The sequence below is a fragment of the Leisingera coralii genome (assembly GCF_049056525.1).
Lineage (GTDB): Bacteria > Pseudomonadota > Alphaproteobacteria > Rhodobacterales > Rhodobacteraceae > Leisingera > Leisingera coralii.
Genome location: NZ_JBHUPT010000030.1, coordinates 12,713 through 39,651, shown reverse-complemented (window position 1 = coordinate 39,651; position 26,939 = coordinate 12,713). Strand labels below are relative to the sequence as shown.

17 protein-coding genes are annotated in these 26,939 nt (G+C 61.9%); 10 read left to right on the top strand and 7 right to left on the bottom strand.

The features are described from left to right. Window positions 1–42: 42 nt before the first annotated feature. The gene (locus ACFMBG_RS11745) at window positions 43–972 is read left to right on the top strand and encodes a LysR family transcriptional regulator (RefSeq protein WP_421054886.1); all 930 of its coding nucleotides are present in this window, start codon (window positions 43–45) and stop codon (window positions 970–972) included. Window positions 973–1,113: 141 nt separating this feature from the next. Beyond that, window positions 1,114–3,615: a Hint domain-containing protein gene (locus tag ACFMBG_RS11740; RefSeq protein WP_421054885.1), complete on the top strand. Its 2,502-nt coding sequence runs from the start codon at window positions 1,114–1,116 to the stop codon at window positions 3,613–3,615. Between the two features lie 231 nt (window positions 3,616–3,846). Here ACFMBG_RS11740 and ACFMBG_RS11735 read toward each other — a convergent pair whose 3' ends face one another. From ACFMBG_RS11735 to ACFMBG_RS11725, 3 genes are all read right to left on the bottom strand, one after another. Continuing rightward, window positions 3,847–5,517, bottom strand: coding sequence for a BCCT family transporter (locus ACFMBG_RS11735; protein WP_421054884.1), 1,671 nt, complete (start codon window positions 5,515–5,517; stop codon window positions 3,847–3,849). Between the two features lie 110 nt (window positions 5,518–5,627). Then, window positions 5,628–6,689 carry an FAD-binding oxidoreductase gene (locus tag ACFMBG_RS11730; protein ID WP_421054883.1) on the bottom strand — a complete coding sequence of 354 codons (1,062 nt, stop codon included), beginning with the start codon at window positions 6,687–6,689 and terminating at the stop codon, window positions 5,628–5,630. A 78-nt stretch (window positions 6,690–6,767) separates the two neighbouring features. Then, window positions 6,768–7,643 (bottom strand): LysR family transcriptional regulator, encoded by an 876-nt coding sequence (locus ACFMBG_RS11725; protein WP_421054882.1) that lies wholly within the window; start codon window positions 7,641–7,643, stop codon window positions 6,768–6,770. Window positions 7,644–7,769: 126 nt separating this feature from the next. Between ACFMBG_RS11725 and ACFMBG_RS11720 the strand changes: the two genes are divergently transcribed. From ACFMBG_RS11720 to ACFMBG_RS11690, 7 genes are all read left to right on the top strand, one after another. Then, on the top strand, window positions 7,770–8,852 hold the full coding sequence (locus tag ACFMBG_RS11720) for an amidohydrolase family protein (protein ID WP_421054881.1): 1,083 nt from the start codon (window positions 7,770–7,772) through the stop codon (window positions 8,850–8,852). Window positions 8,853–8,864: 12 nt separating this feature from the next. Next, entirely contained in the window at window positions 8,865–9,218 is a 354-nt protein-coding gene (locus ACFMBG_RS11715) for a Rieske (2Fe-2S) protein (protein ID WP_421054880.1), read from the top strand. A 17-nt stretch (window positions 9,219–9,235) separates the two neighbouring features. Continuing rightward, complete coding sequence (betB, locus tag ACFMBG_RS11710) at window positions 9,236–10,696, top strand: betaine-aldehyde dehydrogenase (protein ID WP_421054879.1); 1,461 nt, start codon at window positions 9,236–9,238, stop codon at window positions 10,694–10,696. 12 nt (window positions 10,697–10,708) lie between these two features. Then, complete coding sequence (locus tag ACFMBG_RS11705; protein WP_421054878.1) at window positions 10,709–11,737, top strand: YeiH family protein; 1,029 nt, start codon at window positions 10,709–10,711, stop codon at window positions 11,735–11,737. A 271-nt stretch (window positions 11,738–12,008) separates the two neighbouring features. Beyond that, window positions 12,009–17,717 (top strand): hypothetical protein, encoded by a 5,709-nt coding sequence (locus tag ACFMBG_RS11700; protein ID WP_421054877.1) that lies wholly within the window; start codon window positions 12,009–12,011, stop codon window positions 17,715–17,717. A gap of 12 nt (window positions 17,718–17,729) precedes the next feature. Then, window positions 17,730–18,431, top strand: a complete 702-nt coding sequence (locus tag ACFMBG_RS11695) for a CpXC domain-containing protein (protein ID WP_421054876.1) — start codon at window positions 17,730–17,732, stop codon at window positions 18,429–18,431. A 252-nt stretch (window positions 18,432–18,683) separates the two neighbouring features. Continuing rightward, window positions 18,684–20,612 carry a BTAD domain-containing putative transcriptional regulator gene (locus tag ACFMBG_RS11690; RefSeq protein ID WP_421054875.1) on the top strand — a complete coding sequence of 643 codons (1,929 nt, stop codon included), beginning with the start codon at window positions 18,684–18,686 and terminating at the stop codon, window positions 20,610–20,612. Between the two features lie 13 nt (window positions 20,613–20,625). Here ACFMBG_RS11690 and ACFMBG_RS11685 read toward each other — a convergent pair whose 3' ends face one another. From ACFMBG_RS11685 to amrS, 4 genes are all read right to left on the bottom strand, one after another. Next, the gene (locus ACFMBG_RS11685; RefSeq protein WP_421054874.1) at window positions 20,626–21,855 is read right to left on the bottom strand and encodes an NAD(P)-binding domain-containing protein; all 1,230 of its coding nucleotides are present in this window, start codon (window positions 21,853–21,855) and stop codon (window positions 20,626–20,628) included. 222 nt (window positions 21,856–22,077) lie between these two features. Further along, window positions 22,078–22,842 (bottom strand): slipin family protein, encoded by a 765-nt coding sequence (locus ACFMBG_RS11680; protein ID WP_421054873.1) that lies wholly within the window; start codon window positions 22,840–22,842, stop codon window positions 22,078–22,080. 1 nt (window position 22,843) lies between these two features. Then, the gene (locus ACFMBG_RS11675) at window positions 22,844–24,274 is read right to left on the bottom strand and encodes an NfeD family protein (protein WP_421054872.1); all 1,431 of its coding nucleotides are present in this window, start codon (window positions 24,272–24,274) and stop codon (window positions 22,844–22,846) included. Between the two features lie 121 nt (window positions 24,275–24,395). Then, the gene (amrS, locus tag ACFMBG_RS11670; protein WP_421054871.1) at window positions 24,396–25,460 is read right to left on the bottom strand and encodes an AmmeMemoRadiSam system radical SAM enzyme; all 1,065 of its coding nucleotides are present in this window, start codon (window positions 25,458–25,460) and stop codon (window positions 24,396–24,398) included. An 86-nt stretch (window positions 25,461–25,546) separates the two neighbouring features. Here amrS and amrB point away from each other — a divergent pair, with 86 nt between their 5' ends. Beyond that, window positions 25,547–26,914, top strand: coding sequence for an AmmeMemoRadiSam system protein B (gene amrB / locus ACFMBG_RS11665; protein ID WP_421054870.1), 1,368 nt, complete (start codon window positions 25,547–25,549; stop codon window positions 26,912–26,914). Window positions 26,915–26,939: the final 25 nt, after the last annotated feature.

Sequence of the window (26,939 nt, the reverse complement as noted above, 5' to 3'; positions counted from 1 at the left end):
TGTCGCAGGTCCTGCCGGGCAAGTTAGTGTCACTCGATGTGGATGAAAAATCATCTTACTGTATTTTTTGATACTCAAATGTTATCAGTCCGCATGCGTATCACTGCCCGCCAGATCGAACTTTTCCAGATGGCCTACCGCCACCGCTCGACCCGCAAGGCAGCAGACGCCCTGCATATTTCGCAACCCGCGATCAGCAGGGTCGTGGCAGAACTGGAAGCCGAAATGGGAGTGGCGCTGTTTGACCGGTCGGGCCGCAAGTTCGAACCCACTGCGGCTGCGCACAGCCTGCAGCAGGCGGTGCAGAAACACTATCAGGGCTTGGGCCGGATTCGGGAAACCGCCATGCAGATCGCCTCCGGAACGGGCGGGCATCTGCGGGTCGCGACGGTGCCGGCGGTGGCGGACACCCGCGTTGCCGTCGCGGCAGGAAGACTCATGGCGGAATTTTCCGCCCTACGGATCGATGTCGATGTCCTGAACGAACGCGCCGGGCTTGCGGCGTTGCGGGAAGGCCGCGCCGATTGCGTAATTGTCTCCTCTGACCCGGGAGATCCCAATCTCACGTGCACCCGGCTGACAGATATCCAGCCTGTCGCAATTCTGCCCCATGATGATCCCATGGCCGGAGCACAGTCCATTTCGGCGGCCGAACTTGCCGCCATCCCGCAGGTCATGCTGACGCCCTACAGCCCCTTCCGCCGTGCCGTCGAGCATATGTTCGACCGGGAAGGCGTGTCGTTTCACATCCGTGCGGAAGGGCAGACACAGACTGCGTTAATCGGCATGGTCGCACAGGGTGCAGGCCGCGCCATTGTCGACAAGGATATTCTGGCGGCTGCCAATAAAGCCAATGTTTCTGCCGCAGCTCTGACTTCAGAACTCAGCTGGCCGATCCGCCTGATCACCCTGTCCGCCTCCCAAGATATTCCTGGACTTCGGAGATTTACCAAGGAGCTGCTTCAGTTCTGACAAGTTCTGCCGGGTTTACGTTTTCTTCTTCTATGGCCGTGTATCGACAATTCCGACAGGCGCGCTGCATGCGGCCAAGTTCGAATGCGATTGACTCATGCGCGACTGTTCTCGTGCTAGAAAGAAGGCCGGAAATACCTCATGGCAACACCAGATTGGGTCGACGGCCTTGTGGCCAATAAAATTGGCACTGAGGGCAATGACAAGATGGACGGCACAACCGGCGACGACACGATCGACGCCGGCGCGGGCCAGGACACGGTTGCCGGCGAGGAAGGCAATGATGTCATTGATGCGGGAGCCGGCAATGACACTGTCTATGGCGACATGGGGGATGGCTTTGACCAGGGTTTGGACGCCTCTCCCCTGGTGCTGGACATCAATAATATCCAAAGCATCTCTCATGACGGTTCGTCGGGAACCGCGGGCAACTATGCCATCTTCAGCGATATCGCGACCCTGGAGGACGGCAGCAAGGTCTGGGGCAGGCTGGTGCTGGTGGAGAAATCCAACCCGAACATGTCGGTGGAGTTCGGCTACACCGCGGGGGCGGAAATCCTGCTGGACGGTGATGACCCGGGCGACCAGGCCGCATTCCGGCTGGAGTTTTTCGATCCTGACACCGGTGAGCCGGTTTTCCTGAACTCGACCGCCACCTTCAACGACATCGATGACAACAGCGGTTATGGCGATGCCGAAGCGGTCATCATCGACGGCAACAGCTTCACCTCCTTCGGGGTGGCGCAGGACACATCGCTCGGCACCGCGGTTGACGGCAGCATGGTAACCGCCACCGGTTCCGAGCTGAACAGCTACACCGATCAGGATGCATGGTTTTCGGCCGGGTTCGAGGACCGGTGTTCGATCGAGTTCACCTTGCAGACACGCGAAGGCCTGGCGGGGTTCACCCTTTCCGGCAGCACGATCGACGATCCGGTCGTCACACCGATTGAACAAGGGGCCGACACCATTCTGGCCGGCGCAGGCAACGACGTGGTCTATGGCCAGGGCGGGGATGACTCCCTGTTCGGCGAGGAGGGCGACGACAGCCTGGACGGCGGCGACGGCGACGATGTCATCGAGGGCGGCGCGGGCGCCGACACGCTGATCGGCGGCGCGGGCGGCGACACCCTGGCCGGGGGCGACGGTGACGACTACATTGAAGGCGGCGCGGGCAATGACAGCCTGACCACGGGTCTTGGCAACGACACCCTGATCGGCGGCGAAGGCGATGACACGCTGAAGAACTCGGCGGGGGACGACAGCCTGGTCGGCGGCGTTGGCAATGACAGCATCGTGGCAACCGACGGCAACGACACGCTGGACGGCGGTGCGGGCAATGACACTCTGTACGGCGGCAATAACAACGACCTGCTGATCGGCGGTGCGGATGCGGACCTGATGTACGGTGAGGCCGACGCCGATACGTTCGAGATGTCCGATGGCTTCGGCAATGACACGCTGGAAGGCGGCGAGGCCGGAACCGACTTCGACACGGTTGACCTGACTGCTGTCACCTCGGGTCTGACCGTCACCTATACGGGCGGCGAGGCCGGCACGATCACCGGCGGCACAGACACCATCACATTCGCCGAGATCGAGGCGCTGAACCTGACGGATCAGGCCGACGTGGTGGACGCGGCAGACGACAGCGCAGGCGTGGCCATTGATGCGGGCGCCGGCGATGACACGGTCACCTTTGGCGCCGGCAATGACTCGATCACCAGCGGCAGCGGTTATGACGAATTGATCCTGACCGGATCCGGCGGCATCGACACCGTCAGCGATTTCAGCATCGGCGATGATGACAGTGATGGTTTCTTCAATGATCAGCTGGACGTGTCCGGCCTGACCGGCGGCACCGGGCCTGACGGAGCCATCCGCGCCTGGGATGTTTCTGTCACCGACGACGGCTCAGGCAATGCGCTGCTGGCCTTCCCCAGCGGTGAAAAGCTGGTGCTGGAGGGCGTTGCCCCGTCCCAGATCTCCACCGCCCCGCAGCTCTATTCCGCGGGCATCCCCTGCTTCACACCCCATGTCAGGCTGCTGACAAAGCGTGGAATGGTACCTGCCGGGCAGATCAGAGCGGGCGATCTGCTGCAAACGGCGGACAACGGCTATCAGCCGGTGATCTGGACAGGCAAACGCACCTTGAGTGTTTTCGAGCTGGAACAGCGCCCTCACTTGAGACCGTATTGCCTCCGGCAGGGCGGCCTGCTGTCCCCGGAGCGGCCGATGCTGCTGTCCCCCCAGCACCGCCTGCTGGCCGAAGGCCGCGCTTTTGAAGGGGAATTCCGCTTTGATGAGAGTTTCCTCTCGGCAAAACTGCTGGCTGAAGCCGATCAAGCCTGCACCCAGCTGGCCAATGCGGCCGGGCCGGTCACCTATGTGCACCTCATGACCGGGCGGCATGAGGTGATTTTTGCGGAAGGCATTGCAACAGAAACCTTTTGGCCCGGCCCTGAGGCTGTCCGGGGTCTGTGCGCTGCAGGAAAACGAGAGCTGTTCAGTTTGTTCCCGGAATTGGTTGCCGCTCATGGCCTGGAAGGAGAACGCGGGCGGCAGTATGTTCGCAGAGTTTACGGAAACCTTGCCCGCCAGTGCATCAAGCGGCGTGATCTGCGGCATCTGCGTGCCGCCTGATTTCAATCGGTTCCGGATCCTTGAGACGGCTGTTCACGGAAAGTATGCCGCGCTTGCGGTGAAAAGCAGATCTTTACGGAACCGGCGGGACGCTGCCGTCCGCTGCGATGCTGCTGAATGCTTTTTGGGGCCGCTGAGCCGGCGCCGCTTGGGCCTTGGTTTCATGCGGCCCGCCATAAGCCTTGCATGAATTCCGCTGTGCCGGCCCAGGCCGGCACAGCGGAAAATGCTTCAGGTGCCGCCTTGCGGCAAGCTCGGCTGGTCCGCGCGCGACGCGCGGATGCTGTCGCGCAGGATCGCCTTGATCAGGGCAATGCACATCAGCGCCATCACCAGCGAGAACGGCAGGGCGCCGATCACCATCGCGGTCTGGATCGCCTTCAGCCCGCCGACCAGCAGAAGCGCTGCGACCACCAGGCCCAGGGCCACGCCCCAGAAGACGATATGCGGGCGCGCCTTGGGGCCTTCGTCGCCGGCCGCGTTGATGGTGTTCACGATCAGCACGGCCGAATCCGCCGAAGTAACCAGATAGGTCATCAGCAGAACCACGATCACCACTGCCATCATCCAGCCCAGCACATCGCCGAGCATGAAATTGGTCATGGCGAAAATCTTGTCGCCGTCCGATGCGCCGAAAATCACGCCATCCGCGCCGCCGGTCATTTCCAGGTCAATGGCCGTGCCGCCGGCAAAGGCAAACCAGACGAAGCACATGATGGCCGGCACGATTACCGCGCCCAGGACAAACTCGCGGATGGTGCGGCCGCGCGAGATCCGGGCCAGGAACAGGCCGACAAAGGGGGCAAAGGCCACCCACCAGGCCCAGTAGAACACCGACCAGCCGCCCTGCCAGCCTTCCAGCTTGTCTGCAGCGCCGCCGCTGCCGTCGCCGCGGTAAACGGTAAACAGCATCTCCGGCAGGGCCATGACGTATTCCCACAGCCCGACGAACAGGGCCCGGATGCCAAAGCCGGTGGCCCCGAACAGCAGGAAGAAGGCCAGCAGGAAGATCGACAGCCCCATGTTGAGGTTCGACAGCCATTTGATCCCTTTGCCGACCCCGGAGAGTGCTGACAGGGTGGAAGCGCCCATGATGATCAGCAGCGCAACGATAATGCCGGTCACCGAGGCGGTGCCCTCATCGTTCAGCAGCCAGCCGCCGATGCCGATCCGCGCCATGCCGGCCACGAATTGCTCGACCCCGAAGCCAAGCGTCTGGGCAACGCCCAGGATGGTGGCAATCACCGCAACAATGTCGATCAGATGCCCGGTCCAGCCTGACAGGCGGCTGCCGAACAGCGGCGTCAGCGAAGATCGGATGGTCAGCGGCAGCCCGCGGCGGTAGGCAAAGAATCCCAGCGCCAGCCCGGCAATCGCATAAGAGGCCCAGGCCGAGAAGCCCCAGTGCAGATAGGACCATTTGTAGGCGTTGAGCACATTGTCGGCGCCTGCCGCGGTGGCCAGCCCCTGGATCACGTCCGGATTGTTCTGAAAGTGATAGACCGGTTCGGCCACCGCCCAGGTCAGCATGCCGACCCCGATCCCGGCGCCGAACATCATCGAGAACCAGGAGAAATTCGAAAACTCAGGCACGTCGCCGTCCTGCCCGATCTTCAACCGGCCGGCAGCGGGCCACAGCGCCAGGCCGATGCAGACCAGCACAAAAGCAGCCATCACATAGATGTACCAGGAGGCGAAGTGGGACAGGATGAAGCTGTTGAAACCCGACAATACCGATCCGGCGTTCTCCGGAAAGGCCACGGCCCAAAGAACCAGCCCGCCGACCGCAAGCTTGCCGGTGACGGTCACGTCCACGCTGAACCCCGAGTAGAAGCCCTTGTCGGCCGTTTTGATTGGAAGATCCCGTAATGGCTCTTCCAGGATCCGGTTTCCGTTAGACATATTTCATCCTCCTTGCTGGTATCATTTTTTGATTTTGGGGAAGCTGGGGGGGGGGGGCGGCCGTCTGGCCGTGAAGGCGGCCTTCTTCAGGCCGCCCCGCTGGTTGTATGTCAGGCGTCGAGCGCCACTGCGCCCTTGGGCCAGCTGCAGCAGGCCAGCACATAGCCGGCCTCGGCTTCGCCCGGCTGCAGCCCGCCCATGTCCTGCATTTCGACCTGGCCCTGGGTGAGCACCACCTTGCAGTTGCCGCAGACCCCCTGCTGGCAGGCGGAATCAATCCAGACACCGGCGTTCAGCGCCGCTTCCAGCAGCGTTTCGCCCTCGGCGCAGTGGCCGCTCTTGCCGCTCAGCGAAAAGAACACTTCGCCGCCGGTGCCGGTGGCTTCCTCGATGGTGATCTTCTCGCCAAAGCTTTCTTCGTGAACCGCGGCAAACGGGATTTCGTCAGCAACCGCACGGGCCGCTTTCATGAACCCCTCCGGGCCGCACATGAAGATGCTGCGCTCGGCGTGGTCCGGCACCAGCCGCTGCATCAGCTCTGCCGATATCTGCCCGGTTTCGCCGTCAAAGGCGGGGTCATCCGCCGAATCCACCACCAGATGCACGGTCACGTTCCGGAACCGCTTGCCCAGGAACTCCAGCTGGTCGCGGAAAATGATGTCCTTCGGGGAGCGGGCGAAATGCACAAAGACCACATCCTTGGGAAGGGTCACATCGGTGATGTACTGCAGCATCGACATCACCGGGGTGACACCGGAGCCGCCCGACAGCAGCAGCGGCTTTTCGCAGGGGATATCGATCCAGTTGAAACTGCCGGAAATGTCGGCAATTTCGATTTCGGCACCGGGCCGGATCTCATCGTTCAGGTAGTTCGACACCAGCCCGCCCGGCACCCGCTTGACGGTGACCTGGATATTGTGCGGACGGGTCGGGGTGGAGGAGATCGAATAGGCGCGCACATGGGTTTTGCCGCCGATCCGGAAGCTGAAGGTCACATACTGCCCCGGCTTGAAATCAAAGCTGCGGCTCTGGGTGTCCTCGAAGACGAAGGTCTTACTGTCGTGCGTCTCGTCGATCACGGCCTTGCAGATCAGCGTTGCCGGCCCGCCCGAATAGCAGGGCTGAGAGTTTGCTGAGCTCAGGGAAAACGGGCTTTCGGTAGCGATGAGCATGGTACGGGGACCTCCACGATTGAATTCGTGGGAAGATACCCGGCACCCATCCCGGAAAAATGCATCAGAAATGCCTCTTTAATCGAAATTGTCGATGGTACGCTTCTGAATCAACTTCTGAAAGAGTGAGATAGCCTGCGCTGCAAGCGGATCATGGCGTTTGCGGCTGTGGACGATGGAGTAAAGCGGCTGCGGTATGACCGGCGCCCCTTCGACCAGCTGCAGGCCGGGGACGGTTTCCATCAGGCCGGGCACTGACAAGCTGGGCAGATAGGCGGTGCCGCCATCTGCTTTCAAGAAGTCCACCGCCAGATCATCACTGCCAACCACCGTCTGGACATGCACCAGATTCGGAAACAGTTCATCGTGCTGGCGGTCGAAATAGGAGGTGTAGGCCACCTTGATATAGCGGGTCCAATCCACCTCGAGGAACCTGCTGCAATCGGTCGACAGCATCACATAGTTTTCCGAGCCGAACTCGGCCACATGCACGTCCGGGTACTGCTGCGGTGCGAACACGATTCCGATGTCTGCTTCCCCAGTCAGAATATCGCGCTGAATCTGCTGCGAAAAATTTGCCTCAAGATAGAGGTCCAGCTTCGGCACCTGCGCCCGGATCTGCTTGGCCCAGTCCACCAGAACGGATTGCGCCAGGCTGAACTGGACCGAAACCCTGAGCCGCGGGCGGCTGAGCCCCGGCCCCGCCGAAACATCGCGCCTGGCGAGGCTCCATGCCGCCAGCAACGACCGGCAATGTGTTTCGAACCGCCGCCCCGCGGCAGTCGGATCAGCCCCGCCGCGGCCGCGTTCGAAAAGCCGTGTGCCCAGTTCATCCTCCAGCTGCCGGATCCGGGCGCTGACGGTGGACTGGGTGACATTCAGCCTCTCGGCGGTGCGGTTGAAGTTCCGGGTTTCCAGAACATCCATGTAGGTGAGGAGCAGCTGACGGTTCATTCAATCATTATTTCCGATTAAAAGAGGTATATCAATTGCATTTATTTGCCGATCCCCGGTTCTTATCAAGGCCGCGCAGACATTGCCCACAGCCCGTCCGGCTTGGACAAGCGAGAGGAGAAGCGCATGTTTATTGTCGATTGCGACTGCCACAACTACTGGTGCAGCGCCACGGTCCTGGAACCGTATATGGAAGGCCTTTTCAAGGACATGTTCGTCCGCGGCGAGCGCACCGGCCCGCGCGGCGCCTTCCCGCACGGCCACCGACCCTGGTTCCACCCCGAAGGGTTCGCCCGTCATGACGTCAACCCGGTCGAGGAAGACGACAACTATCTGATCATGAAGGAAAAGCACCTCGATAAATACAATATCGACGTGGCGATCCTGACCGGCGATGAGCCGATCGAAGCCTCCACTCTGGCCAACCCCTATTACGCCAACGCGCTGTGCAAGGCCTACAACGACTACATGATTGACTACTGGCTGCCCAAGGACGACCGCTTCTGGGGCTCGATCGTGGTGGCGCCGCAGGATCCGCATCTGGCCGCTGCCGAAATCCGCCGCCTGGGCAGCCATCCGCGCATCGTGCAGGTTCTGGTCAGCCACGGCGCCGCGCGCCCCTACGGCGACCCGTTCTACCACCCGATCTATGAGGCCTGCGCCGAAATGGGCCTGCCGTTTGCCATGCACCTGGGCGGCCAGGGCGGCATCAACTCCACCCCGGTCGGGGCCGGCCCCTCGACCTTCTTCTGGGAAACCCACGCCATCCTGCCCCAGACCGCGATGACCCACATGGCCAGCCTGATCGCGCACGGCGTGTTCGAGAAGTGGCCGTCGCTGAAGGTGGTGATCATCGAATGCGGCGTTGCCTGGGTGCCGTCGGTGCTGTGGCGGCTGGATGCAAACTACAAGGCGCTGCGCAAGGAGACTCCGTGGCTCAAGCGGCTGCCGTCGGAATACTTCAAGGACCACATCCGCATGTCGACCCAGCCGCTGGAGCAGCCGGAGAACATCCAGCACCTCTGGGCGACGCTGGAAGCGATGGACGGCGAGAACACCCTGATGTTCGCCTCGGACTACCCGCATTGGGACTATGACGACGTGAACAAGCTGCACGTGCCGCCGGCATGGCGCGAGAAGATCTTCGGCCTCAACGCGCTGGACGTCTACACCCGCCTGCCGCGCCCGGCAGCGCAGGCTGCTGAATAAGGAGACCCTGACATGACCACCAAGCATTTTGCCTGCAAGGCAGACGAGGTTCCGCAGGAAGCGGCCAAGATCGTGACCGTCTCCAACATGCCGATCGGCGTGTTCCGGCTGGAAGACGGCTTCCATGCGCTGCTGAACATCTGCCCGCACAAGGGTGCGGCGCTGTGCGAAGGGCCGGTCTGCGGCACCACCAAGGAAACCGATTCAACCGAGTTCGTCTATGACCGCGCGGGCGAGATCGTCCGCTGCGCCTGGCACGGCTGGGAGTTCGACATCCGCTCGGGCGAGTTCCTGGTGGATCCCTCGGTCAAAACCCGCCGTTTCGACGTCTCCGTCGAAGGCGGCGACCTCTACGTCCATATCTGACCATCAGGAGCGCCAGCATGACGCAATTCCCGTGCCAGCCCGAAGCCTCCCACTATATCGGCGGGGCCTACCTGGAAGACGCCGCTGGCGCTCCGTTTGATTGCATCAACCCGGCAACGGGTGAAGTGATCGCCCGTTTGAATGGCGCCTCCCCGTCCATTATCGAACGGGCTGTGGCCTGCGCACGCGATGCGCAGGCCATTTGGGCCGCGGCTCCGCCTGCCGAACGCGGCCGCGTGCTGCGCCGGGCGGCGGATATCATCCGGGCCCGGAATGAAGAACTGTCGGTTCTGGAAACCCTGAACACCGGCAAGCCGATTTCGGAAACCCGGGTGGCTGATGCCGCAAGCGGCGCCGATTGCCTGGAGTATTTCGGCTGCCAGGCCGCAACGCTGACTGCCGACCACATCCCGCTGGGCGGCGACTGGGCCTATACGCTGCGCGAGCCGCTGGGCGTCTGCCTCGGCATCGGCGCCTGGAACTATCCGATCCAGATCGCCTGCTGGAAGGCCGCCCCGGCACTGGCCTGCGGCAACGCGATGATCTTCAAGCCCTCCGAACTCACGCCGCTGACCGCGCTGAAACTGGCGGAAATCCTGACTGAGGCCGGCGCCCCGCCGGGCCTGTTCAATGTGGTGCAAGGGCTGCGCGATACCGGCGCCGCGCTGACCACCCATCCCGGTATCGACAAGGTGTCGCTCACCGGCTCGGTGCCCACCGGCCGGGCGGTGGCCGCGGCCGCCGCGGGGCAGATGAAACACATCACCATGGAGCTTGGCGGTAAATCCCCGCTGCTGGTCTTTGATGACGCCGACATCGACAGCGCTGTGTCGGGCGCCATTCTCGGCAATTTCTACTCCACCGGCCAGATCTGCTCCAACGCTACCCGCGTGTTCGTGCAGAAGGGGATCAAGGAAGCTTTCCTGGCCCGTCTGGCGGAGCGCACCGCCAGGATCAGAATCGGCGACCCGATGGACCCGGAAACCCAGATCGGCCCGCTGGTGAGCGCCGGGCAAGCCGAAAGGGTGAAGGGGTACATCGCCGCGGCGGAACAGGAAGGCGCCACCCGCGTCACGCCGCCGCTGCCGCTGCCCGAAGGCCCGGCCTGGGTCAGCCCGGTGGTCTTTGCCGACGTGATTGACGGCATGGCCATCGCCCGCGAAGAAATTTTCGGCCCGGTGATGTCGGTGCTGGATTTCGACAGTGAAGACGAGGCTGTGGCCCGCGCCAACAGCACCGAGTTCGGCCTTGCTGCCGGGGTTTTCACCCGTGATCTCGCCCGCGGCCACCGTGTTGTGTCGCGCCTCAAGGCGGGCACCTGCTGGATCAATGCCTATAACCTGACCCCAGTCGAGATGCCCTTCGGAGGTGTCGGTCAATCCGGCATCGGGCGGGAAAATGCGCGGGCGGCGATCGAGCATTTCAGCCAGCTGAAATCCGTTTACGTCGCCATGTCCCCCTTTGAAAACGACTACTGAGCAGAGACTGCAATGCTGGCACAGCTGAACCGCGCCGCCTTCGGGCGGCCCTCTCCCCTGTTGTCGAACACCCGCTCCCTCTACCCCGGCGTCGCGCTGGCGGCGGTGATCGGGCTGGCGGCGCTGTTCCTGTCGGAGCATTACGGCGCGCCGGTCATGCTGATGGCGCTGCTGATCGGCATGGTCTTCAATCCGCTCGCCGAAGAGGCGGTTGTGGCACCGGGCATCACCTTCTCCTCCAAGGCGCTGCTGCGCGCCGGGGTGGCCCTGCTTGGGGTGCGGGTCAGCGTGAGCGATATCGCCTCTCTCGGCGTGGCCGGCTTTGGCGCGATCGCCGGGCTGCTGGGCGGCACCATCCTGCTGGGCCTGCTGCTGTCGCGCCGGGATTGGCAATCCGGCGTGCTGACCGGCGGCGCGGTGGCAATCTGCGGCGCTTCGGCGGCGCTGGCGATTTCGGCCTGCCTTCCCAAGAGCAAGGCATTGGAGCAAGAGACGCTGTTTACGGTGGTCGCGGTCACCGCCCTGTCGACGCTGGCGATGATCGTCTATCCGGTAGCGCTGGTTCAGTTTGGCTTCAGCGAGGCGCAAACGGCCTTTGTCCTGGGGGCCTCAATCCATGACGTCGCACAGGTCGTCGGAGCCGGGCTGACGGTTTCAGAACAGACTGCGGAGCTGGCCACTTTGGTGAAGATGGTCCGGGTGAGCCTGCTGCCGCTGGTGCTGTGCGTTCTGATCCTGGCCGTCTCGGCAGCGGGTAAACAGGACAGGACGCACAAGATCCCGGTGCCCGGGTTCCTGATCGTCTTCCTGGCCCTGGCGCTTGTGGCAAACACCGGGGTGATGACGGAAGAAATGGCAGATTTCGCCGCGGAGGCGTCCAAGTGGCTGCTGATCATTGCGATTTCGGCTCTTGGCGCCAAGACTTCGCTGCGCAGCCTTGCCAGCGCGGGCGGCGCAAAGGTGCTCCGGATCGGCGGGCTGACGCTGGCGCTGTTGGCAGCATCTGCCATTAGTGCCTGTTTGCTGCCCGGTCTTTCCTGAACTTTCTTCGGCGCGCATTTGCAGTCTGGGAGGTGAGCCGCCGTGTGCTCAGCGCGGTGGTCTTTCGCCCAAACGTCCTTTGGGCCGTCCCGGATCACGTCCGGACTTCTCTTCCGAACATTCGGGACGGGTTGGAACAGCGTTTACAGGTGCTGCGGCAGCGGCTGGCGTCCCCCTGCGGACCGCCGCGCCATAAAACGTTGCGCAAACCAGCTTGGGTGACCTAGCGTAAGTAGAGGGAATTTGCCGTAGAGCCATTGGGGAGAGTGTTATGGGCGCGTTTGATGTGCGTGGCGGAGAGCTGAAGAAACTCATAAAGCTGGCAAAGAAGCAGCCGGTTACTTTTGCCTACAATCCCGGCAGCGGGCCCAAAGACGACTACTTCGGCATGGACCGCCGAAAGCCTGCCAAGGTGGTGGGCAAGGCAGCAAAGGACGAGGGTGTCGGCACCAAGGCTGCCTTTGGCACCGCCACGGTCGAGGGCAAGGTCCTGTCGCTTACATGCATCAAGACCGTTCCCTCAATTGCAAAGAAGCTCAAGAAATACCTGCTGTCCGAAAAGGTCCGGCTGAACGTTCAGGTGCTGGACGAATCCGGCAAGGTGCTGGAAGCCGAGATCGAGGAGGATCTGCCGGACGATCCCGATCTGGCGGAGGAGGGCGCCAGCCAGCAAACCGCGGCACCGCAGCCGGAGGCCCGGCCGCCGGAACAGAAAGAAGAGCCGCAAAAGGACACCAGCGGGCTGCGGGATCAGCTGAAGGCGCTGGGTGGCCGGATACAGGAACTGGAACCGGACACGGCAAAGCTGTTCGGCAAGCACTACAAACAGCTGCTGGAACTGTTCAAGGCGGAACAGTTCGACCGGCTGGAGGCCGGGCTTGCCAAGGTTGGCCAGGCGCTTGACAAGCTGTCCTCGGCCCCGCCGGGCCCGGAAGAAAGCGAAGATCCGAACAAACCCAAATGGGACGCGCTGCAGCCCAAGATCCAGGTGATCTATGACAAGGCCGTTGCGGCCGCGCCCACTGCCGCCGAGAAGCTGCAGGCGGCCTGGGCGCAGGTGATTGCGCTGGCCAAGGGCGGCGAATACGGCAAGGCCATCGCGGCCGCCAAGAAACTGGTGCCGGCGCTGCAGAAACTGTCCCAGCCGGCGCCGCAGCCGGAAGCGAAGCAGGAGACCGAAGCGAGGTCCGAGGCTACGGATACGCAAAGCGAAGGCGATGAAACCGGGACCGGTAAAGAGCCCTCTGATCAAGGCAGCGGAAATTTTGAGAAGGCCAAGGAAACCCTGACACGGCGGCTCTCCTCGATGGAGAAAGCTCTGGATGTGGCGCGGCGGGTGCTGCCGGAACAGTCCTCTGCCATCGATAAGCTGAGTGCTGCCATCACCGGTCTGGAGGACGAGAAGGGGCTGGCCGCTGCCCGCAAGGCGGCCAATGACCTGCAGGGGATCGCTGATGCCGGCGCCGAGCGCGCCGCCCAGATCGCCGCGGCTCTCGAAGAGGTCGAACGGGTGCGCGGCTATATCGAGCATATGGGGCAGGAGTTTGAAACGAGCTTGGGCGACACCCCGCCGGCGCGTCTGAGCCAGCCGCTGAATACCGCCAAGGACGGGCTGTCCGGAAAAGATGAAATCGATCCCGTCAAGATCGGCCAAACGGTCGAAGAGGCCATGCGCCAGCTGGAGCAGAGCGAAAGGGACATCGCCCAGCTGCTGGCTGACAAGGCGGCCTGGGAAGCGCAGCTCGAACTGTTCGAGCCCCGGGTGAAGGCGCTGGAGAACCACAACAAGAAGGACGAAGAACCGGTCAAGGCCCGGATCAAGACGATCACTGACGGGCTGGCTGCGGCCAAGGTGCTGGCAGGGGAGCACAAGTACAAGGAGGCGCTGGACGCCTTGCCGCCCCTGGCCAAGACCTGCGCCGAAGCCGAGAAATACGCAGACGCCTGTTCGCAGTATTCAGCGCTCTTTGCGGACCGCAAGAAACGGGTCGATGATCTGCTCTCCGACTACCCGCTTGGAGACGCTTCGGTGCATGATCTGATCAAGGGCACCCTGCGCAAGATCAAGGAGGATTTCGACGCCGCCGAAGCCAAAGGGACGGCAAATCCCCCCGAATACGGCGTGGCAATGAAAACGCTGGAGCCCTTGGCCGACCGCGTGCAGCAGGCCAGGTGGCGGGCGGAACGGGCAGCCAGCTACACCAAGAAGATGAACGATGTGAAAGGGTACCTTGCCGACCGTGAAAAACACCCTGATGCATCGGAGGTCAAACTCTACCTCGGCCAGATGCGCAAGCTGATTGCGGACGCGGACATCTCCAAGACCAAGAGTTTCCTGAAATCCCTTTCAATGCTGGAGCGTGCGGACAATCTGGACAACACGCTCTATGACGCGATGAAACGGTCCAAGGATTTCAAGGCCGCCTACAAGACTGCAGAGCAGAACATCAAGGATCTCAAGGCCCATGACGGCCACGAAGGCATCACCAAGCACATCTCCGGGCTGGAGACGGATCTTGCCTCTGCAAAGGTCAAAGGCGAGGAGGCCAAGTTCCTGCATGGCCAGAAGATTTGCGAAGCGATCACTGCGGAGTTTGCCAAACTTCAGGCGATGGCACAGGACTACAAAGCCTACCTGGATGCCAAGAAGCTGCTGAAGACCGCCAAGGATGCCTGGGATGCCAAATACATCGGCAAGGTCAGCGGGCTGACTGACCAGGTTACGGCGCTGGAAGGCAAGGCCACTGATGCGGTGGCCAAGGAAGACTACAAGCTGGCCAAGAAGCATATTGATGAGGCCAAGAAGGTGGCGGACACCGCCAAGTCGGAAGCTGACATCTTTGCCCGCAACGCGGGGTATGTCGACAATGTCAAATCGACTATCGAATCCGGTTCAGGCGACTTTTCAGGGGTCATCACGTCGATTGAATCCTTCAAGACCTCCCTGGACGGGCTCGACAAGGACAATATTTTCACCACGGAGCTCACCAATGCGGTCAAGCCGGTGCAGACCGCACAAGGCAAAATCGGCAAGAGCCCGCAGGACGATGCAGGGATCAAGGCTGATCTGGAATCGGCGCGCAGCCAGCTGGCCGCTCTTTTGGACAAGCTCGTCCAGTACAGTGTCTACAAACGCGCCCGTGACGCCCACAAAACGGCTTACACGTCGGCTACGGCCAAGGACCGCGGCGAGGCGCTGAAGACAGAAACCGAGGCAATCGACAAGGTGTTCGAGGATGCCAAGCAGCAGGCAGAGACCACCAAGGATCCCGCGGCTGCAGTTACTGAAATTGCCAAACTGACGGCCTTGCTGCGGGACCTTGAGCGCAAGGCGGCGGACTATGACGCCTATGACGCTTTGCTCAAGGGCGCCATCAAGCAGCACAATGACTGGTTCGATGCCGCCAATGGCACCTATGGCAAACCCAAGGACGTGCTGGACAAGGAGTTCGCCAAATACGGCGAGCAGAAAACGGCCGCGGAAACCGATGCCAACAGCAAAAAGTGGAAGGATGCGCTGGCCAAGCTGCAAAAGGCCAAGGAGAGCGCTGATCTCTACAGGAAAATGTTTGCTGATTACATCAAGGCCGTCGACGAGAAGAAGGATGAGATAACCGACCGCCTGTCGCCGGTAGATACCGATCCGCTGGTCAAGGACGACTATGACGCGATGAAGCCGAATTTGGACAAGATCGACGCGCTGATCGCGGACCGGCAATACGACCAGGCCATCGCGCTGATCAACACCGCGGCCTGGGACATCTACCGGGCGCAGGACAAGATCACCCGCCATGCAGAGCTGAAGCCCAAGCGCGATACGGCCGGTGAAGCTGTTCAGAAACTCTTCGAGGTGCGGTGTCCGCCGGTTGAAGCGGACTATGTGCGGGCCAAGCGCCTGCTGGACCAGGTCGATGAGGAAGTCGCTGCCAACACCTACCCGAACGCGATGAAGATCGTCGATCAGATTGCGCCGATGTGCGTTGAACCGACCCGCATCGGCAAGGAGCACAAAGAGTACAAACCCGTCCGGGAAGCCGCGGACAAGGCGGTGGCCGACCTGCGCAAGGACTATCCCAAGGACGATACCGTTGCGCTGCAGCTGGAACGGCTGGACCTCCGCCTGGCCAAGCTCACCGGGGAGGAGGCCAAGCGCAAATTCGCGGAATTGAAGGCTGTGGCACAGGCGATTGCGGATGACGCGGCCAAGGTTGCGGCGGCCGCCAAGTCCCAGGCGGCTCTGAATGACATGGCCAAGGAACTGAAGGAAGCTGGCCCGACCGAGACCAAGGGCTTTGACAAGCAGCTGGAAGCGGTGCGCGGCGAGCTGCAAAAGCTGCAGGGGCATGGCGGCAAGGACTGCCAGCAGGTCAAGGACCACATGGCCCGCATCCAGCGGCTGCTGGATGAGGCGGATCATGAATTCAATGAAACCGCCGAGGTTCCCTCGGCCCGGGAAAAACTGGCCCAGGCCGCCTCCTCGGTCGCCCGTGCCTTCCTGCTGGCCGAGCAATTCGTGCAGCTGGATGCCGAAGTGAAGGCGCTGGAGAAGCGCCATGGCGAGGAGAAGGCCAAGCACACCGAACCGGCGGCGCTGAAAGGGCTGTTCGATGCTTCCGCCCGGAACATTCTTGGCGCCAAGGGGGCGGTGGGCAAAGGCGAGTTCAATACCGCCATGCAGTTTGTCAAAACAGCCGAAGAGCTCCTGGACAAGGCGGTGGGCATCGGCACGCATCACGCGGCCTACAAAACCAAGCTTGGGGAGGTGAAGCCGCGGGTCGACGCGCTGGTCAGCCACAAGGCCCATTACAGCGTTGCCGAAGAGGTGGACGAGGCCCGTCTCTACCTGTCGGCGGCCGAGGAAATGGCCGGCGAACTCAAGCCCAAGGAGGCGCTGGACAACCTCAAGAAGTGCGAGAAGATCTGCACCATCGCCGAGGTGAAGGCGGATATGCACGCCAATGAAGAGCCGGATGAGGCCAAGATCAAGAAGCTCCTGGAGACCAAGGAAGGGATGAAGGAGCTGGACGAGATGTTCGAAACCCTCGACCCGTCGGTCAAGCGCAAGGCCTGCAAGAAAGTCCTGGAAATGCGCTTTGGCATGGAGCTGAAGCAGACCACCGACAAGGCCGGCAATATCCCGGATACCGACCTTGAGGCGATGGCTCCGAATGTGACCCGGCTGTTCTCGCTGATGGCCGATCTGGATGAGGGGCACACCAGCCAGAACCCGTCGATGGCCTTGGTCCAGCGTTTCGGCACCGAAAAGGGCACTTCCTCCTTCGGCCGGAGCTACAGTTTCGCCAACAAGCGGATGACCAAGAACGTCAAGCTGCGCATCGGCCGTGCCGAGATGCCAGAGGAGACCGTCATCGGCCAGGAATGGCAGCTGGGCGAGGTGGACGAGAATTGCAAGCCGGTGGACGATACCCCGGCGCAATCCTTCAACTGGACGACGCTGCATGAAATCGGCCATGCGGTGGACGACAAATACGGCGTCATGAAACGCAACGGCTCCAGCAAGAAATACGGCGGCTGGAAGGAATACGGCGGCGACGTCAGCGAGATCGCCGACAAGGCGGCCAAACATTTCAAGTATGACAAGTCGTACATCGCTTCCTACCTGTCCAAACCGGGCGGCAACTATGCCAAGCCGGACCCCGCAGGCGGTGCCGAGGCGGATGAATGGGACCAGCGGCGGCTGGAAGCCGAAGCCTGGTGCGACTCCATCCGCTCGGACAAGACTATCTGGTACAGCGCGACCGAGACGAAACGGCTGCAGATCGGCGGCCGGGTCTATCAGGAAGCCTATTCCGGAAAATGGGTCAGCTACGAGTTTGCGGCCCGGTCGCAAGGGGTGCGCGGCTACCAGTTCCGGGCGCCAGGCGAATGGTTCGCCGACATCTATGCCGCCTTCCACAGCGGCAAGATGAACCCCAAGCACCCGGCCCGCGAGTGGCTGGAAAAAGACATGAGCAACTAAAGGGGCAAACAAATGTCAATCATGAATGATATCACCGTCACCTGCCCCTCTTGCGAGGAACAGATCACCGTTACCCTGGCCGAAAGCGTCAACGCCGACCGGCGGCCGGATCTGCGGCAGGATATTATCGAGGGCACGTTCCAGGTTGTCTCCTGCAGCAGCTGCGGCACCGAATTCATGCTGGATCCGGTGCTGAACTATCTCGACATGGCGCGCGGCCAGTGGTTTTCGGTCCAGCCGGCGCAGCGGCTTGGCGATTGGGTTGCCCTCGAAGATGAGGCCCGGGCCACCTTTGACCTGGCCTATGGCGGCCAGGCATCGGCCGAGGCGCGGGCAATCGGCGATGAACTGTCGCCGCGGCTGGTGTTCGGCTGGCCTGCGCTGCGTGAGAAGCTGCTGATCGGCGACGCGGAGCTGGAAGACAGCATCGTCGAACTTACCAAGCTGGCGATGATCCACGGCTTGCCCGGCGCGCCAATACAGGCCGGTGTCGAGATGCGGCTGGTGGACATGCAGGACGATGGCGGCCTGGTGTTCCAGTGGGCCGACATGTTCTCTGGCGATGTGCTGGAAACCCTGGTGGCGCCGCGGGCTCTGTATGACAGCATCATTGAGGCGCCGGAGGCCTGGGCGGAGATGAAAGCCTCGGTCGAGGACGGGCTGTTTGTCGACATTCAAAAGCTGTTCGTTGGCGAAGGCCGCGCAGCGGGCTGAGACGCAGGCCCCGGTGCAATCCCTGCGGCTCTCAATTGGGCCCGCAGAGATTGCATCCGAAGCCCCATGCCCCAAAGGCGCGGCACCTCAGCGCGGGAGCCACGCCTGAGCCTGATGCCGGCCTGTCGGCGCAACCTCGTGAAACGGCAAGCGGCCTTGCCGCATGAGCGCCAATTTTCCGTTCCGCCTTAAACTGATCTCCTTTCAAGATGCCTCGCTGGTCAAAAGCGGCCCAACCAATATACTTGGAAAATGGATAACCAGGTATTCTTGCTGTTCTTCGGAGGAAGTGAAGTTCGGCTATCCAAAGGCGCCGCTTCAGGGCTCGCCAAGAAATCGCAAGCTTTGCTCGCCTTTCTTTCCATGGAAGACGGCCGCCCGGCCACGCGCGAACGTGTTGCCACCATGCTGTGGGGCAATACGGGCGACGAGCGTGCCCGTCATAACCTGAGGCAAGCGCTGTCGCAAATCCGGCGGGTGCTTGGCCCCGCCGTCTGCAGTGATGGCGATACGCTGAGGCTGAACACGTCACTTTGCGATGCGGATGTTTCTGTCTTTGTTCGCAGCAAGGATTGTCATGACGTTGCTGAACTGCAGGAAGCCCTTGAGCTGTATCGGGGAGACTTCCTTGAGTCCTTTCATGTCCAGGCCGAGGAATTCGAAACCTGGGCGCGCGGCACGCGGGAAAGGCTGCGCGCGATGGCCTGTACCATGATCGACCGTTTGGCCGGCAAACTGGTTGCGCAAGGGGCCGATACCGAGGCAGAGGCGGCCCTGAGACGCAAACTTGCGATAGACCCGTGCTGCGAAATGGCGCATCGCGCCTTGATGGAACTGCTGAACCGGCAAGGCCGCCGGTCAGAAGCCATGCGCCAGTTCAAGTTATGCGGCGAGGCTTTGCAGCGGGACCTCGATACAACTCCAAGCCCGGAAACACAGGCCGTTTTTGACGCAATTTCCAATTCCGGGCTATCGGCTCTGCCGGGGACGCCCTCCCGGTCCGAGACGGCCAGTTCGACTGGCAAACCTGTTGTGGCCGTTCTGCCGTTCGAAAACCTCTCAGACGAAAGCGATTTGTACTTTTCGGATGGTATCACCGAGGATCTGACGACGGCCCTCTCCCGTTTCAGCGAGCTGGAGCTTATCGCCCGGCCATCGTCCTTCCGGTATCGCGGCCGGGCAACCCCCGAAGATGAAGTCGCGTCTGCCCTGGGCGCGTCCTTTCTGGTCAGGGGAAGCGTTCGCCGCTCAGGCGATGCGATGCGGATCAGTGTTCAGCTTTTGAGCGCCGAACGCGGCACAGCAATCTGGGCGGAGCAATACAACCGTCAAATGGGCGATGTCTTCAAGGTTCAGACAGAGATCGTTTCGACGGTTGTCTCGACGCTTGTGGGACGGGTGGAGAGCGCCCGGCTGATGCAGTCGCGCGGCTTGGATCCGCAGCGTTTGGAAGCATACGATATTCTGCTGAGAGGCAAGTATCATCACCATTTGTTCACGGCTGCCGATTGCCGGAAATGCCTTGATTTGTTCAGGCTGGCGATCAGCAAGGATCCGGATTATGCGCTGGCCCATGCCTGGCTGGCCTGCGGTCTGGGCCAGGCGATCGTTCACAAGCTGGATGACCCGGCAAGATTGGTGGATCAGTCGCAGGCGGCGGCCGAGCACGGGCTTGAACTGGACGAAAATGAAAGCGAGTGCCACCGGGTTCTGGCTCAGAACCATTTGACCAGAGGCAATGTCCGCCGGGCGCTCTGGCATCAGGAGCGCGCCTTGTTTCTGAACCCCAACGACGACCGCTCGCTGTGCGCGATGGGCGAGATTCTGACTTTTGCGGGCGAGCCGGTTGCCGGCGAAGAGTGGGTTCGCAAATCGATGCGGCTGAACCCGTACCACCCGGAGCGATATTGGAGCCACCTGGCCCGGGCGCTGTTTCATCAGCAGCGGTTTGAAGAGACGCTGCGTGTATTCGATCGCATCAGCCGCAAGCGGGCCGATGATCTGGTGTATCTTCTGGCTTCCAGCGCCAAAACAGGTTCGGAAGGAGAGTTGGAACGCGCCAGGGCAGCTGTCCGAACGTCGGGGACCAGACTGGATCCGGTCGAAATAGCACAGGGGTTTCCGCTGGTGCGCGCCAAGGATCGTGATCTGCTCCTTGGCGCGCTGAAGCTGCTGGACTGACGTTGGGCCTGGATTATGCGGCGATGGCCCTCGCCCTTTCGGCGATATGCCCGGCAAGGTCCTCGGCATCGCGGCCGACGCCGTCAATCAGGTTGGAGTACTTGCGTTTCTGAAACCGCATTCCAAGGACATAAAGGCCGGCAACCGGGCTGATGCCCTCCTTGTGCGAAATCTCGCCGCGCTCGTCCAGCACCGGAATTTTCAGCCAGGGATACTTGCGCTGATAGCCGGTTGCCCAAACGACGGAGCGGACGCGGTCTGTGCCAATGCTCCTTTGCACGGGTTCATCGGGGATCGGCACAGGCTGGATCTCACCGGCTTTGGCAGGCGGAACGTCATACCCATTGGCCTCGATGAAACCATCGATCTTGCCAAGCAGTTCGAACATCATCCTGTCTGCTTTCTCGACGCTTTGGCGCAGCGTATCGGCAAACAGGATCCGGCCGTCCTCGACACCTGCCGTGCGGCCGACCAGGCGCGCGCCCAGCTTTTGCACCGTTGACAGATCCAAATCGCGGTTTCCGGCGGACCCTACCAGCTGCGGCGGCGGATTGCCCCGTTCATCGGCGGGATCGGCTGCGGCAGCAAACCCGCCGGTCGCATCCATCCAATACAGGATATCGCGCCCGCGATACCGCCGTGGCACCCGGATATGGGTTCCAACCGATACAGTAACGGGACGGCCGGCCTTGAGGAGCTCTTCGGCGATTTGCAGACCGGTCGCCGAAGCGCCCACAACCAGCACATGCCCATCAGGCACCTGCGACGGGTTGCGGTAGGCGGAAGGAACGATTTGCACGACGTCATCCGGCAGGTTTTCCGCGAAATCGGGAACACGCGGGGTGTCGCAGAACCCGGTTGCAACAACGACGTTCTGTGCGCTCCACTCACCGCGGTCCGTCGCGACCCGGAACCTGCCGTTTTCCTGGCGCTGCACGGCTGTGACGGTGGTGCCGCATTCGATGCATGCATCATAGGAGCGAGCGTAACCCTCCAGCCTTTCAATGAAATCCGGCACAGACATGAAGGCATCCGGCGCATCGCCGTCATAGGTCCAATGCGGCAGGCGGCTCTGCCAGTTCGGGGTCAGCAGTTTCAGAGAGTCCCAGCGTTCGCTGTGCCACCTCTCACCGATCCTTCCGCGCTCCAGAATGACGTTATCAACGCCATGTTCGAACAGGCAGCGCCCCATGGCCAACCCGGCCTGGCCGCCACCGATGATGATAGTGTTGACGTGTTTCATGACTTTGCTCCTATCGGATACTGCAGATGCCTCCGATAGTGAGGTGACGCCGTCATTTGCCTGTCAGCAGACCTGCTCCACTAGCGTCTATTATTCGTCAATTTGCCCAGACTTTTGTGCAGCAAAGCCGGCCAGCACTGATGCCGCGGCGGCGGCGTACTCCCATCAGTGCTCCGCGACTGCAAATTTGCCTTGGCCAGATCAGGCTTCAACGCACATGCATCACTCTTTTGGCTTTTTCGCGTTGGGAAGCAGGTCGACTGGCAGCGGGAAGACAACTGTCGTGGTCCGGCCCGTTGCAATGTCGGTGAGCGCGTTGAAATAACGCAGCTGCATGGAATTGGGCTGCGTGGCCAGCAGTTTGCCCGCCTCGACCAGCTTGGATGCGGCCTGGAACTCGCCCGCGGCGTTGATGACCCGGGCGCGGCGGAGCCGCTCCGCTTCCGCCTGCTTGGCGATGGCGCGGACCATGCTTTCGTCGATATCCACGTGCTTGATCTCGACGTTTGCCACCTTGATGCCCCAGGCGTCGGTCTGGCGGTCGAGGATTTCCTGGATATCGGCGTTGAGCTTGTCGCGTTCGGAAAGCATTTCATCCAGCTCGTGCTTGCCCAGCACCGAACGCAGGGTGGTTTGTGCCAGCTGGCTGACGGCAGCCCGGAAGTCTGCGACGTTGATGATCGCGCGCTGCGGGTCGACGATCCGGAAGTAGATCACCGCGTTGACCTTGACCGAGACATTGTCGCGGCTGATGACATCCTGGCTGGGCACATCTTCGACAAACATGCGCAGGTCTGTCCGCACCAGCTGCTGGACCACCGGAATGATCAGCACAAAGCCCGGCCCCGAAACCCGGGTGAACCGGCCCAGCGTGAACAGCACCCCGCGTTCATACTCGCGGAAGATGTAGACTGCCGCCTGCAGGAATAGCACCAGCAGGACGACTGCCAGCAGATAGGCGACCCAATCAAAAGGAAGTGTTTCCATCTTATTCTCCCCTGGTTGCTCCCGGTCCTGATCCGGTGTCGGCCATGACATGCAGTGTGAGGTCCTTGACCGCTTTAATGCGGACGTATTGGCCCGGCTGCAGGCCGGAAAGCCCCTGCGCCTGCCAGCGTTCGCCCTCAACCCAGACAAAACCGCTGCCATCCTGCCAGTCGAGCACCCTGGCCCTGGCGCCGATCATGCGTGCTGTCCCCGATACCAGCTGCCGCCGGTAGGTGCGGATCGTGTAGCCGAGCAGCAGCACCAGCACCGCGGCGCTGGTCAGTGCCATGCTGGCGATCAGCCACCAGGAGATGCGGAAGGCGGGTGTATCGGCATCCACCAGCATGGCCGCGCCCAGCGAAAACGCGATCAGCCCGCCAAGTCCCAAGACACCGAAACTTGGCGAAAATGCCTCGGCAACCATGAAGGCCACACCGATCCCCAGGAGCGCCAGTGCTGCGTAATTCAACGGCAGCTGGTTGAGGGCAAAGAGCCCCAGGGTGAGGCAGATCGCTCCCACAACCCCGGGCACCAGGGCGCCGGGGTTCCAGAATTCGAAGATCAGCCCGTAGACCCCAAGCATCATCAGCACCAGGGCCACATTCGGGTTCGACAAAACGCTTAGAATGCGGATGACCATGTCCATTTCGATCCGCTCGACCGGCAGTCCGGCGGTGAAAATCTGCTTCCGGGATTCGCCCATCACCACGCTGCGCCCGTCGGCATCGCGCAATAGCGCGTCCAAGTCGGCGGCAACCAGATCAATGACATTGAGCTCCAGTGCTCTGGTTGCAGACAGGCTCTCGGCCTGGCGCACCGCTTTTTCGGCCCAGTCCGCGTTGCGGCCGTGTAGTTCCGCCAAACTGCGGATCAGCGCGGCCGCGTCATTGGTTGCCTTGGCCTCCAAGGCAGTCTTTGGCGCCGTTGGGCTGCGGGCCGGGCTGCCGTTGGTGTCTTTCTCCCCTTCCGGCTCCTTTACTGGATCCCGGCCGGGCAGGCCTTCTGGGAGCCCGCCGATTGCGATCGGTGTCGCCGCGCCCAGGTTGGTTCCAGGCGCCATCGCCGCGACATGGCTGGCGTAGAGAATATAGGTCCCGGCGCTGGCCGCATGCGCCCCGGGCGGTGCCACATAGGTGATCACAGGCACCTGAGACTGCAGTATCTGCGAAATGATCTCGCGCATCGCATCGGCGAGCCCGCCAGGCGTGTTGAGCTGCAGGACAACTGCCTCCGCAGGTGCGGTCCGGGCTTGTTGGAGCACCCGCTCAACGTGATGCACGGTTGCCGGGCCGATCGGGCCTTCTACCACCGTGACAAGCACGTGATTTCCGGCAGCGCCTTCACTTTCGGTCTGGGCTTTCAAGGGCTCCACTGCCGTTATGGCAAGGACGATCAGGCCAAGCAGCAGAAGCAGTCGTTTCGCAATTCCCATGCGGTTTCTCCACCGCACAATGTAGTGCGGGGAATACAAGCCTCAAATCGGCGCCTTTTGCACTTCCTGCGCAAGCCAGCCACCCTCGATGCTGTGCCAGCACCTGCCGTATTCCAACCGGTCATCCAATCCTCAGCAGTTTCCGTTTGCGGCCCCAGTCACCAGGCGGCCCTTCAAATACCCCGGGTAAAACGGTGCCGCAGTTCCGGCACAGGCCCTCATCCGTCAGGTTCCATTGCAAAAGCTGATACCAGTCGCGGCCGATCACCAGTTCGCCGCAACCCGAGCAATAGCTCGACTGCCCCTCCTCGTGGTGGGTGTTGCCGACATAGACATGCCGCACGCCGGCTGCCTTGGCGATTTCTTGCGCCCGCAACAGGGCCGCCTGCGGCGTCGGCGGCACGTCCGACATCCGGTAGTCCGGATGAAAGGCCGAGAAGTGCAACGGCACGTCCGGCCCGAGCTTATCAACCACCCATTCGGACATCTCTGCCAGTTCCGCGTCGCTGTCGTTGCAGCCGGGGATCAGCAGCGTCGTCAATTCCACCCAGCAGCTGGTTTCCTTCACGGCATATTCGATGGTCTCCAGCACGGGCGCGAGGTGCGAGGCGGTGAGTTTCCAATAGAATTCTTCGGTGAAAGCTTTCAGGTCGATGTTCGCCGCATCCATGTTTGCAAAGAATTCTTCACGCGGTTCGGGCGTTATGTAGCCGGCAGTGACCGCGACGCTGCGGATGCCTTTTTCGTGACAGGCCTGTGCGATGTCGACGGCGTATTCGTGAAAGATCACCGGGTCGTTGTAGGTATAGGCGACCGACGCCGCACCGGCCCTGTCTGCCGCATCGGCAATCATCTCCGGCGTCGCATAGTCCGACAGGCTCGCGACCTCGCGGCTCTTCGATATTTCGTGGTTCTGGCAAAACTTGCAGGCGAGGTTGCATCCCGCCGTGCCAAAACTCAGTACCGGTGTCCCCGGCAGAAAATGGTTCAGCGGTTTTTTCTCGATAGGATCGATGCAGAAGCCCGAGGAGCGGTTGTAGGTCTCCAGCACAATGCGCTGGCCCTCGCGTTTGCGCACAAAGCACAAGCCGCGCTGCCCCGGCTTAAGTGCGCAAAAGCGGGGGCACAGTTCGCAAACGAGCCTGCCATCCTCGGGACGGCCAGACCAATAACGCGCGGTTTTCACGGGCGGCCTCTCCGTTTTCTGGTGGATACTTCCTATATAGTAACAAATCGCTTTCGCAGGAGGGGCACCGCAAAAGGGGCGGGACAATGTCTGTACGCAGTTGCCGTTTCGCCGGCACGTTTTTTACCGCTGACGGTGAACAGCTCGCTGCCGAGGTCGAGGCGTTCCTCGAGGCAGCGGCCCGGACTTGCCAGGCTGGGGACGCGGCGGCGCGGGCCATTGTTGCCGCTCATGCCGGTTACCGGTATTCGGGGCGCTTTGCCGGGCTTTCCTATGGTGCAGTGACCTGGTCCCCGAGGCGTGTCGTGGTGCTGGGGCCTTCGCACCGGCACTGGTTTCAAGGCCTGGCTTTCCCTTCCCAGGACAGGTTCTCGACCCCGATTGGCGTGCTGGCCATCGACCGGCCCGCTTGTGAAGAGCTGGCGATGGCGGGCCTCGCGCATGAGGAAGATGCGGCGCATGACAACGAACACGCTATCGAAACCCAATTGCCTTTTATCCGGACACTCTGGCCGGATGCGCAGATCGTCCCGCTGGTCTGCGGCGATGTGCCGGCCGGACAGGTCGCCGCGGCAATTGATGCGCTTGCCGGACCTGAGACACTATTTGTCCTCTCCTCTGATCTCAGCCATTTCCTGAGCCAGAGCGCTGCACGGGAAAAGGACGCGGAAACCGCGCGTCTGCTGGAAAGCGGCGCAGCGGAGGAATTGACTCCTGATCATGCTTGCGGCGCCAAGTGCCTGCAGGGCTGGCTCCTGTCCCGCACTGGCCGGGAAACCAAGGCGCTGCGGCTGGGCATGGGGGACAGCTCATCGGAGACAGGCGATACGTCCAGCGTGGTCGGTTATGGCGCCTGGGCCTTCTATCCGGTGGACGCGGCAATGCTGAGCGGCAAATCCCGGGCCGAATTGCTGGACGTGGCACGCGGCGCCATTTCCAAGCGCCTGGGAACGCGCCCCGAAGCTGCGGCAATGCCGGATACAGCTTCAGCCCCGTTGCAGACGTTTGCTGCTAGTTTTGTGACACTCACCTGCGGCGGCGAGTTGCGCGGCTGTATCGGCACGTTGGAAGCGCGCCGGTCCCTGGCGGCGGACGTGGCGGAGAATGCGCTGGGTGCGGGATTCCGCGATCCGCGGTTCTCGCCTGTAACGGCCGGGGAACTGCGCAAGATCAGGATCGAGATTACCGTGCTGAGCAGAGCCCAGGAGATACAGTTTTCGTGTGAAGAGGAGGCAATCTCCCGGATTGATCCGGGACGGGACGGATTGATCCTTTCCGTTGGCGGGCACCGGGCAACCTTCCTGCCTAAGGTCTGGGAGGGTCTCAGCGAGCCGCAGGCCTTTCTCGAGAGTTTGAAGCGCAAGGCGGGTTTGCCCCGCGACTACTGGGCCGGGAACATTTGCCTGCACCGGTTCCGGGTCGAGAATTTCGGGGAAGCCCAGGCAGGTTCCTGAGCGTCCATTCGCAATGAACGGCAAC

What these genes read in the sequence shown, in the direction of transcription:
- ACFMBG_RS11745 (WP_421054886.1), top strand. Translation starts at nt 43, where the DNA reads ATGAAAAATCATCTTACTGTATTTTTTGATACTCAAATGTTATCAGTC.
- ACFMBG_RS11740 (WP_421054885.1), top strand. Translation starts at nt 1,114, where the DNA reads ATGGCAACACCAGATTGGGTCGACGGCCTTGTGGCCAATAAAATTGGC.
- ACFMBG_RS11735 (WP_421054884.1), bottom strand. Translation starts at nt 5,517, where the DNA reads ATGTCTAACGGAAACCGGATCCTGGAAGAGCCATTACGGGATCTTCCA.
- ACFMBG_RS11730 (WP_421054883.1), bottom strand. Translation starts at nt 6,689, where the DNA reads ATGCTCATCGCTACCGAAAGCCCGTTTTCCCTGAGCTCAGCAAACTCT.
- ACFMBG_RS11725 (WP_421054882.1), bottom strand. Translation starts at nt 7,643, where the DNA reads ATGAACCGTCAGCTGCTCCTCACCTACATGGATGTTCTGGAAACCCGG.
- ACFMBG_RS11720 (WP_421054881.1), top strand. Translation starts at nt 7,770, where the DNA reads ATGTTTATTGTCGATTGCGACTGCCACAACTACTGGTGCAGCGCCACG.
- ACFMBG_RS11715 (WP_421054880.1), top strand. Translation starts at nt 8,865, where the DNA reads ATGACCACCAAGCATTTTGCCTGCAAGGCAGACGAGGTTCCGCAGGAA.
- betB (WP_421054879.1), top strand. Translation starts at nt 9,236, where the DNA reads ATGACGCAATTCCCGTGCCAGCCCGAAGCCTCCCACTATATCGGCGGG.
- ACFMBG_RS11705 (WP_421054878.1), top strand. Translation starts at nt 10,709, where the DNA reads ATGCTGGCACAGCTGAACCGCGCCGCCTTCGGGCGGCCCTCTCCCCTG.
- ACFMBG_RS11700 (WP_421054877.1), top strand. Translation starts at nt 12,009, where the DNA reads ATGGGCGCGTTTGATGTGCGTGGCGGAGAGCTGAAGAAACTCATAAAG.
- ACFMBG_RS11695 (WP_421054876.1), top strand. Translation starts at nt 17,730, where the DNA reads ATGTCAATCATGAATGATATCACCGTCACCTGCCCCTCTTGCGAGGAA.
- ACFMBG_RS11690 (WP_421054875.1), top strand. Translation starts at nt 18,684, where the DNA reads ATGGATAACCAGGTATTCTTGCTGTTCTTCGGAGGAAGTGAAGTTCGG.
- ACFMBG_RS11685 (WP_421054874.1), bottom strand. Translation starts at nt 21,855, where the DNA reads ATGAAACACGTCAACACTATCATCATCGGTGGCGGCCAGGCCGGGTTG.
- ACFMBG_RS11680 (WP_421054873.1), bottom strand. Translation starts at nt 22,842, where the DNA reads ATGGAAACACTTCCTTTTGATTGGGTCGCCTATCTGCTGGCAGTCGTC.
- ACFMBG_RS11675 (WP_421054872.1), bottom strand. Translation starts at nt 24,274, where the DNA reads ATGGGAATTGCGAAACGACTGCTTCTGCTGCTTGGCCTGATCGTCCTT.
- amrB (WP_421054870.1), top strand. Translation starts at nt 25,547, where the DNA reads ATGTCTGTACGCAGTTGCCGTTTCGCCGGCACGTTTTTTACCGCTGAC.